A 6,772-nucleotide genomic window follows, 5' to 3' on the forward strand; every position below is an offset into this window, starting at 1 on the left:
CAAGAGGTGCCGCCTGCACCCGCTCGCCTTGAGCCAGTGTTGAATCAGCAAAGTGCTGACAGTGCCCTGGTGAAGAGCGGCGACTTCCGGGTGCTGGATATTTTCGGCATGGGCAGCATGGCCGGCGGTGTGGTTGTGAATGAAAAAACCGCCATGCAGTTAAGCGCGGTGCATGGCTGCGTGCGGGTGATTACAAGCGCGTTGTCGATTCTTCCCTTGCATTTGTATCGCGAGGGGGATGATGGTCGAGAGCGTGACAATGCTCACCCGCTTAGAAAGCTGTTAAACCTGCAACCCAACCCACGGTTTACAAGCTCGGCGTTTCGCAAGTATGTGGGCAAGTCGAACCTGTTGCGTGGTGATGGCTTCGCCGAAATTCTGCGCGGTCGCGGTAATGTGATCGCTGGCTTTTTGCCACATCACCCAGATGATGTAATGGTCGAGCGCCAAGGCGAGCGCCTTCAGTACTACGTGTTGGACCAAGGCAAAGCACGCGGTGTGCAGCAAGAAGACATGATCCACATTCCCGGGCTGGGTTTTAACGGTGTTCGCAGTGAATCGGTTGTGACTCACTACGCTCGCAATGCGGTGGGTGGTGCGCTGGCCGCAGATCGCCATGCTTCCAAGTTCTTTGAAAGCGGAACTATGCAGCGCTTCGGTATCGAGCAGAAGGGCAAGATGAGCCCTGAGGGAATCGAGGCTCTCCGCAATCAATGGGTTGATACGTATGGTGGCTCCAACAATTCGAACAAGCCCCTGTTGCTCACAGAAGGCGCTCAGATTAAAGAGCTATCCCTCAGCGCAACCGATGCCCAGTTGCTTGAAACACGTGCTTTCAACGTTGAAGATATCTGCCGCTTTTTTGGTGTGCCACCCCACATGGTTGGCCACACTCAAAAGTCCACCAGTTGGGGCACTGGTATTGAGCAACAGTCAATCGGTTTTGTTGTGTATTGCTTGCAGCCCTACCTGACTGATTTTGAGCAGGAACTAAACCGCAAGTTGTTCCCCAATGAAGACCGCTTTTTCGAATTTGAAACAGGTGGCTTGTTACGTGGTGATTCCAAGGCGCAGTCTGAGGCTTTCCGTGCCTCATTGGGTGGCTCCAACGGACCTGGTTGGCAAACAGTCAATGAAATCCGAAAGCTGAAAAATTTAAAGCCGATACCTGGTGGTGATGTATTGGTGACATGGAATGGGCCTGCTGGCCCAAACGCCGAACCCAAAGAAGAGCCCGTTGATGAAGTACCTGCGGAGCCAAAACCGGAGCCCGCAGAGGATGAATGAACTTGATGTATTCAAAGCCATGTTGCAAGTAGGGCAGGGCCTGCCAGCGTATGTAGGCGCTTTGGTCGCAGGCTTTCTAGGCAGCTGGGTTTATCTCAAAAAGATTGGCAAAGCTGTAACAAAGGATGAGGCAGAAACCTCAACCTACAAACTGCTGATCGACGATAACAAACGCCTTTCGGGGCTGGTGAAGTCCATGGGTGCTGAGTTGACCGAATTGAAAATCAGCTATGCCCTTGATCGAGAAAACATGCAAAAGCAATTGTTCTTGGAGCGTGAAACCTGCTTCAGAGAAATGGCCGAGCTTCGCGTGAAGCTTGAAAACCTTGAGCGCAAGGTTCGCCAGTACGAACCATCAAACCCAACTTAACGGGGTAATCACCATGTTGAAATTCCAGTTCCGCTTGCTCCAGGGCGCGGCGGCTAAGCCGTTTTACGCCATCAAAAACGAGGGCGTGCCCACCATTTACATCTATGACGTGATCAGCGATATGTGGGGCGTTGGTGCGCAGCAGTTTGCAAATGACATCAACGCGATTGACGCGCCTGAAATCCATGTGCGCATTAATTCACCAGGTGGTGATGTGTTCGCGGCCAAAGCAATGGTTGAGCAAATGAAAGGCCACAAAGCAAAGATTGTGGCGATCATCGACGGCCTTGCCGCCTCTGCTGCCACCACAATTGCCATCGGTGCCGATGAGGTGCGCATGGCCCCAGGTGGCCAGTTCATGATTCACAACGCTTGGTCGTTTGTTGGCGGTGATTACCGCGACATGGCACGCATGTCCGATGTGCTGAAAAAGGTAAATGATTCCATTGTTCAGGAATACGCGGGCAAAACCGGCAAGTCGCAAGCCCAGATTGAAGACTGGATGAATGCAGAAACCTGGTTCAACGCTGACGAAGCGCTGGCCAACGGCTTCATCGATTCAATTGTTGAGCATGCCCCCAAAGCCACAAATATGTGGGACCTGTCTGGATACGACAAGGTACCCAAGGCGCTTTTGGAAAACCAGCCAACCAATGATGAGAACTTTGATATTGAGCACCTTCAACGCCATTTGAAGATGCTGGAAAGAATCGCTTAAACCAGCTCCTGCTGTTTGCGAAACGGGCCCGCCATGTGCGGGCCTTTTTATTTTGGACTAACCAATGAGGAAATCACTATGAAAGTCCTAGCCGAATTGCGGGAGAAGCGAAACTCCCTGGCAGTAGAAATGCGCAGCCTGTTGGACAACAACAAGGACAAGTGGAACAAGGAACTGCAGGCCAAATACGATGAGTTTGACAATGCGCTTCAGGATGTTGATCACCAGATCAAGAGCACCCAGCGCATGATGGACCTGGATGCCGAGGCTAAGTTTGGCATTGGCGAAGGTAACCCCACACCCAAGCAGGAAAACAAGGTTCAGGCTTTGTATTCCAAGTGGCTTCGCCATGGCGACAAAGCCATTACTGCTGAAGAATGGACAGCCATTCGAAACACGATGAGCACCACCACTGGTTCCGAGGGTGGTTTCACCGTTCAAACCGATGTGTCTTCCACGTTGATTGACGCGATGAAAAGCTACTCGGGCCTGCGTTCAAGTGGCCTGTGCGAAATTATTCGCACTGAGAAGGGCAACGAGCTGAGCTTCGCCACTTCAGATGGCACAGCCGAAGAGGGCGAGATTGTCGCTGAAAACGGTGCTGCTACAGATGAGGATGCAAGCTTTGGCTCTATCAGTATCCCGGTGTACAAGTTCAGCTCCAAGGTGGTCACTATTCCAATTGAGCTGCTGCAAGACTCAAGCGTGGATGTTGAGGCGATGGTGCGCAATCGCATTGCGCAACGTTTGGGTCGCATCACCGAGCGCAAGTTCACTGTGGGTACTGGTACTTCCGAGCCCCGTGGTTTGGTGACTGCTGCAACCGTTGGCGTAACTGCCGCCACTGGCAACGCCGCAGCGGTGACCTACGATCACTTGGTTGACCTGGAGCACTCTGTTGACCCGGCTTACCGCAACAACACCTGTGCGTTCATGTTTAATGATTTGACTTTGCGTTATATCCGCAAGATCAAAGATACTCAGGGCCGCCCGATTTTTGTGCCTGGCTACGAAACTGGTGTTCCAGGTGGTGCCCCGGATACCTTGATGGGCCGTGCCATTGTGATCAACCAGTTCATGGCGGACTTGGGTGCAAACGCAAAACCAATCGGCTTTGGCGATTTGTTCCATTACAAGATTCGCGATGTGATGGCTATGGAGCTTTTCCGCTTCACCGATTCCGCTTACACGAAGAAAGGCCAGGTAGGCTTCTTGGCCTGGGCTCGCCATGGTGGTAACTACGTGGATGTGGGTGGTGGCTTCAAGGTTTACCAGAACAGCGCAACCTGATCTTTTTCTGAAATGTCTCCTCCCTTCATTTGAATGGAGTTCGTGGCCGGGCAAGTCCTGGCCACTTTTTTGTGGAGCAACACCATGTCCAAGAATACCCAAGCTGCCAAAACCGAAGAACCCAAAGTTGAGCCGGTTGTTCAAACCCCGAGCGATGCGCCCGAGAGTGCTCCGCTGGCTGAGACTGTCAAGATGTTCGATGCAGTAGAAAACGAGGCGATAGCCAAACTTGCTGATCCTGATGAACAGGGCGAAGAGCACCTTGTTGAAGTTCGCGTGCTGACACTTTGCCAACTTGGCGTAGCCAATGATGTGGCCGAGGTACCCAAAGGCTCATTGCCTGGCTTGAAATCGCTGGGTTATGTGGATGATCACCCTGATGCGGTGGCATTTGCCAAGTCACTGAAAGCACCCAAGGCATAACGGGAGAAGTTTGTGCGCACCTTTCAAAGTCGCCCGGATTTCATCGAGCGCAAGGAGTGGGTATCCCAAGAGGAGCCTGTGACGGCTGCAGAGGTGAAGTCGCAGCTTCGTTTTGTGTTTGACAACGAAGATGCGCTGATCGGCGGGTACATTGCAAGTGCACGCGACCGTTGCGAGGCTGAGTTAAACCGCAAGCTTCGCAGGCAGCGTGCAGAGCTAACCTACAGCGCTTGGGGCACCGGTTTGCGCCTTGATCGCATGGGCCATGACGTTGAAATTGAATCCATCACGTATGTGGACACGGCCGGTGCAGTTCAAACCTTGCCCAGCACTGACTATCGCATCAAGAAAGAACACTTGCTTCTGGTGTTGCCAGCCATTGGCAAGGACTGGCCAGCCCTGAACTGCCAAGAGCCCACAATTGTGGTTACGGTGACTGCGGGGTGTGCAGCGGCTGCGGACGTACCCCAGCCGGTAAAAAACTGGATTATGGCTGTGGCCGCAAGCATGTTTCGCAGTCGTGAATCGCACAGCGACAAGACCATGACCGAGCTTGAATTCATCGGCGGGTTGCTCGACGACTACCGAATCAACATTGTGTAGGGCCGCGTCATGATTCTTGAAGCAGGTAAGAAAAACACGCCAATTACCATTCAGGCCAAAGTGAAGGCCCAAAGCCCAAGCGGCGCGGTTACGCACGTTTGGCAAAACATTCCTGTGACGCCGCAAGTGTGGGCCGAGAAGTTTGACCGCAGTGGTGTGCAGGGTTTTGTGTCAAATCAAGACCTGAGCAAGGTAACCGCACGGTTTCGTATTGATTACCGTGAGGATGTGGTGGCCGAAATGCGTGTGGTGTGCAAGGGCAAGTACTACAACATCCACTACGCCCTGGATATTACCGGCCAGAACGAATACCTGGAGCTGATGTGCGAAACCGGGGCGAACGATGGTTAAGAGCGGTGCCCAAATTCAGGGTATGGATGAGCTGCTTAAGAACTTCCGCGCCCTGCATGATGATTTGAAGTTGAAAGCCGCTGCCGCTGCTGTTGCTGGCGGCGCAAGGCTGGTGGCTAACGAGGCCAAGAAAAACGCCCAGGCCCAAGGCCTTGAATCGTCGGGTGCTCTGCTGGAAAACATCGCAATCAAGCGCGAGAAAACAGGCCGCGACCGCATTCAGTACAACGTGGGTGTGCGTCATGGCAGCAAATCGAAAAACGCGCGGAAAGTCGTTCATTACCGTGGAACAAGAAAAAAGGTCACCTATGAAAACGACCCGTTTTACTGGTGGTTTCATGAGTTCGGTACCAGCAAGATGCCAGCTCGACCGTTTATGCGCCCAGCCTTTGAGGCCAATGTAGAGAAAGTAAAGCAGGCTATGGCCAACCGGCTGCGCAGCAGCATTGAAAGGTTCAAGAAGAGATATGGACGCAATACTGTTCGCAGCACTTAGCCCGTTGTTCGCATCGCGGGCCTACCCGGTAAAGTTGCCTGAGGGCGCTGTGTACCCCGCATGCACCTACCAGTACATTGGCAATACCGAAGAGCCTTTTGTGGACGCTGGGCAGTTGATCGAGCGTTTGCGGGTTCAGTTGAACATTTATACGAAGGATTACGACCAGTGCAGCGCTTTGCGCGCGCAGGTGATAGAGGAGCTTCGTGGTTTGAATGAGTTCATGGAGCAAAACTTTGATTCAAACGGGTATGAGCCCGACACCCAATTGTTTACCTGGCTCATTGACATGAGCTTTAGATACCAGCCGTAAACCCCACCCACCTTTTTAGAAAACCTCACCGAACCCTTTGGGCAGTTCGGCGGGAACCTTTTATCGAATTGCCCTGATTTGGAGGAACTTGTCATGGGTTTGAATATGCGTAATTCAGTTTTGCTTGCAAAGCTGGAGACTACCCCGGGTGTGGATGCAACTCCCACTGGGGCTTTGAATGCCATCTTGGCCAAGGCGGTGAATGTCTCGCCATTGGAGCAAGATTCAGTGCAACGTGATTTGCAGCGCCCATACTTTGGCAACGATGAGCAAATTCCCGTGGGTACACGAATTGCCATTACGTTTGAGGTGGAGCTAGCCGGGGCTGGCACCGCTGGAGATGCGCCTGCATACAGTCCGCTTTTGCTTGCATGCGCGCATTCGGAAACAATAACCATGAGTGCGGATGCCACACCCGTTCCAATCGATGCGCGTTACAAGCCCATCACGGAAAGCCCTGATGCACAAAAAACCGTCACCATGATTTACAACCTTGATGGTGTACAGCACAAAGCGCTTTACTGCAAGGGCACGGTGTCATTTGCCTTTGATGCGCGAGGTATTCCTGTGATGCGATTTGCCTTCACTGGCCTGTATGCCGACGTAGTTGACGCTTCTGTGGTGGGTGTTGATTTCAGTGCTTTTATCAAGCCCAAGTCGGTTAACTACCGTGACACCCCAAGCTGCACTTACTTTGGTCAAAGCATTGTTGTTCAGTCTTTGTCCTTGGATGTTGGCTTGCAAGTGGTGTATCGCAACCTGATTGGTTTTGAGGGGGTTCGAATTACCGACCGCGCAGCTCGCGGTGCGTTGAGCTTTGAATATCAGAAGGTCATTCAGTACAACTGGTTCCAGAAGGTGAAGAACAATGAAAGCGGAGCGTTGAACCTGGTGCACGGTACTGTGGCCGGCAACATCATT

The 6,772-nt window shown here is 52.5% G+C and carries 10 protein-coding genes; all 10 read left to right on the forward strand.

The window, feature by feature from the left end; all coding sequences use genetic code 11:
- The first annotated feature begins 6 nt into the window (after window positions 1-6).
- The gene (locus A0129_RS03730; RefSeq protein ID WP_291712528.1) at window positions 7-1,287 is read left to right on the forward strand and encodes a phage portal protein; all 1,281 of its coding nucleotides are present in this window, start codon (window positions 7-9) and stop codon (window positions 1,285-1,287) included.
- Window positions 1,280-1,657, forward strand: coding sequence for a hypothetical protein (locus A0129_RS03735; RefSeq protein ID WP_291712530.1), 378 nt, complete (start codon window positions 1,280-1,282; stop codon window positions 1,655-1,657). Before A0129_RS03730 ends, A0129_RS03735 begins: the two co-directional genes overlap by 8 nt.
- A 13-nt stretch (window positions 1,658-1,670) precedes the next feature.
- Complete coding sequence (locus A0129_RS03740; protein WP_291712533.1) at window positions 1,671-2,375, forward strand: head maturation protease, ClpP-related; 705 nt, start codon at window positions 1,671-1,673, stop codon at window positions 2,373-2,375.
- A 78-nt stretch (window positions 2,376-2,453) separates the two neighbouring features.
- Window positions 2,454-3,665 carry a phage major capsid protein gene (locus A0129_RS03745; RefSeq protein ID WP_291712535.1) on the forward strand — a complete coding sequence of 404 codons (1,212 nt, stop codon included), beginning with the start codon at window positions 2,454-2,456 and terminating at the stop codon, window positions 3,663-3,665.
- Between the two features lie 84 nt (window positions 3,666-3,749).
- Complete coding sequence (locus A0129_RS03750; RefSeq protein ID WP_291712537.1) at window positions 3,750-4,088, forward strand: hypothetical protein; 339 nt, start codon at window positions 3,750-3,752, stop codon at window positions 4,086-4,088.
- Window positions 4,089-4,100: 12 nt separating this feature from the next.
- Window positions 4,101-4,691, forward strand: coding sequence for a phage head-tail connector protein (locus A0129_RS03755; RefSeq protein WP_291712539.1), 591 nt, complete (start codon window positions 4,101-4,103; stop codon window positions 4,689-4,691).
- A 9-nt stretch (window positions 4,692-4,700) separates the two neighbouring features.
- Entirely contained in the window at window positions 4,701-5,042 is a 342-nt protein-coding gene (locus tag A0129_RS03760; RefSeq protein ID WP_291712540.1) for a phage head closure protein, read from the forward strand.
- Window positions 5,035-5,538: an HK97-gp10 family putative phage morphogenesis protein gene (locus A0129_RS03765; protein ID WP_291712542.1), complete on the forward strand. Its 504-nt coding sequence runs from the start codon at window positions 5,035-5,037 to the stop codon at window positions 5,536-5,538. Before A0129_RS03760 ends, A0129_RS03765 begins: the two co-directional genes overlap by 8 nt.
- A complete protein-coding gene (locus A0129_RS03770; protein WP_291712543.1) occupies window positions 5,510-5,851 on the forward strand; it encodes a DUF3168 domain-containing protein in 342 nt (113 codons plus the stop codon). The genes A0129_RS03765 and A0129_RS03770 overlap by 29 nt, the downstream gene beginning before the upstream one ends.
- 105 nt (window positions 5,852-5,956) lie before the next feature.
- Window positions 5,957-6,772: phage tail tube protein (locus A0129_RS03775; RefSeq protein WP_291712546.1), on the forward strand; the 816-nt coding region annotated here is incomplete at its 3' end.

The organism is Limnobacter sp. CACIAM 66H1 (genome assembly GCF_001601825.1).
Classification (GTDB): domain Bacteria; phylum Pseudomonadota; class Gammaproteobacteria; order Burkholderiales; family Burkholderiaceae_B; genus Limnobacter.

Bases quoted from the DNA above. Each gene is read 5' to 3' on its own strand.
- A0129_RS03735 (WP_291712530.1), top strand. From the start codon at position 1,280: ATGAATGAACTTGATGTATTCAAAGCCATGTTGCAAGTAGGGCAGGGC.
- A0129_RS03770 (WP_291712543.1), top strand. From the start codon at position 5,510: ATGGACGCAATACTGTTCGCAGCACTTAGCCCGTTGTTCGCATCGCGG.
- A0129_RS03765 (WP_291712542.1), top strand. From the start codon at position 5,035: ATGGTTAAGAGCGGTGCCCAAATTCAGGGTATGGATGAGCTGCTTAAG.
- A0129_RS03745 (WP_291712535.1), top strand. From the start codon at position 2,454: ATGAAAGTCCTAGCCGAATTGCGGGAGAAGCGAAACTCCCTGGCAGTA.
- A0129_RS03760 (WP_291712540.1), top strand. From the start codon at position 4,701: ATGATTCTTGAAGCAGGTAAGAAAAACACGCCAATTACCATTCAGGCC.
- A0129_RS03740 (WP_291712533.1), top strand. From the start codon at position 1,671: ATGTTGAAATTCCAGTTCCGCTTGCTCCAGGGCGCGGCGGCTAAGCCG.
- A0129_RS03750 (WP_291712537.1), top strand. From the start codon at position 3,750: ATGTCCAAGAATACCCAAGCTGCCAAAACCGAAGAACCCAAAGTTGAG.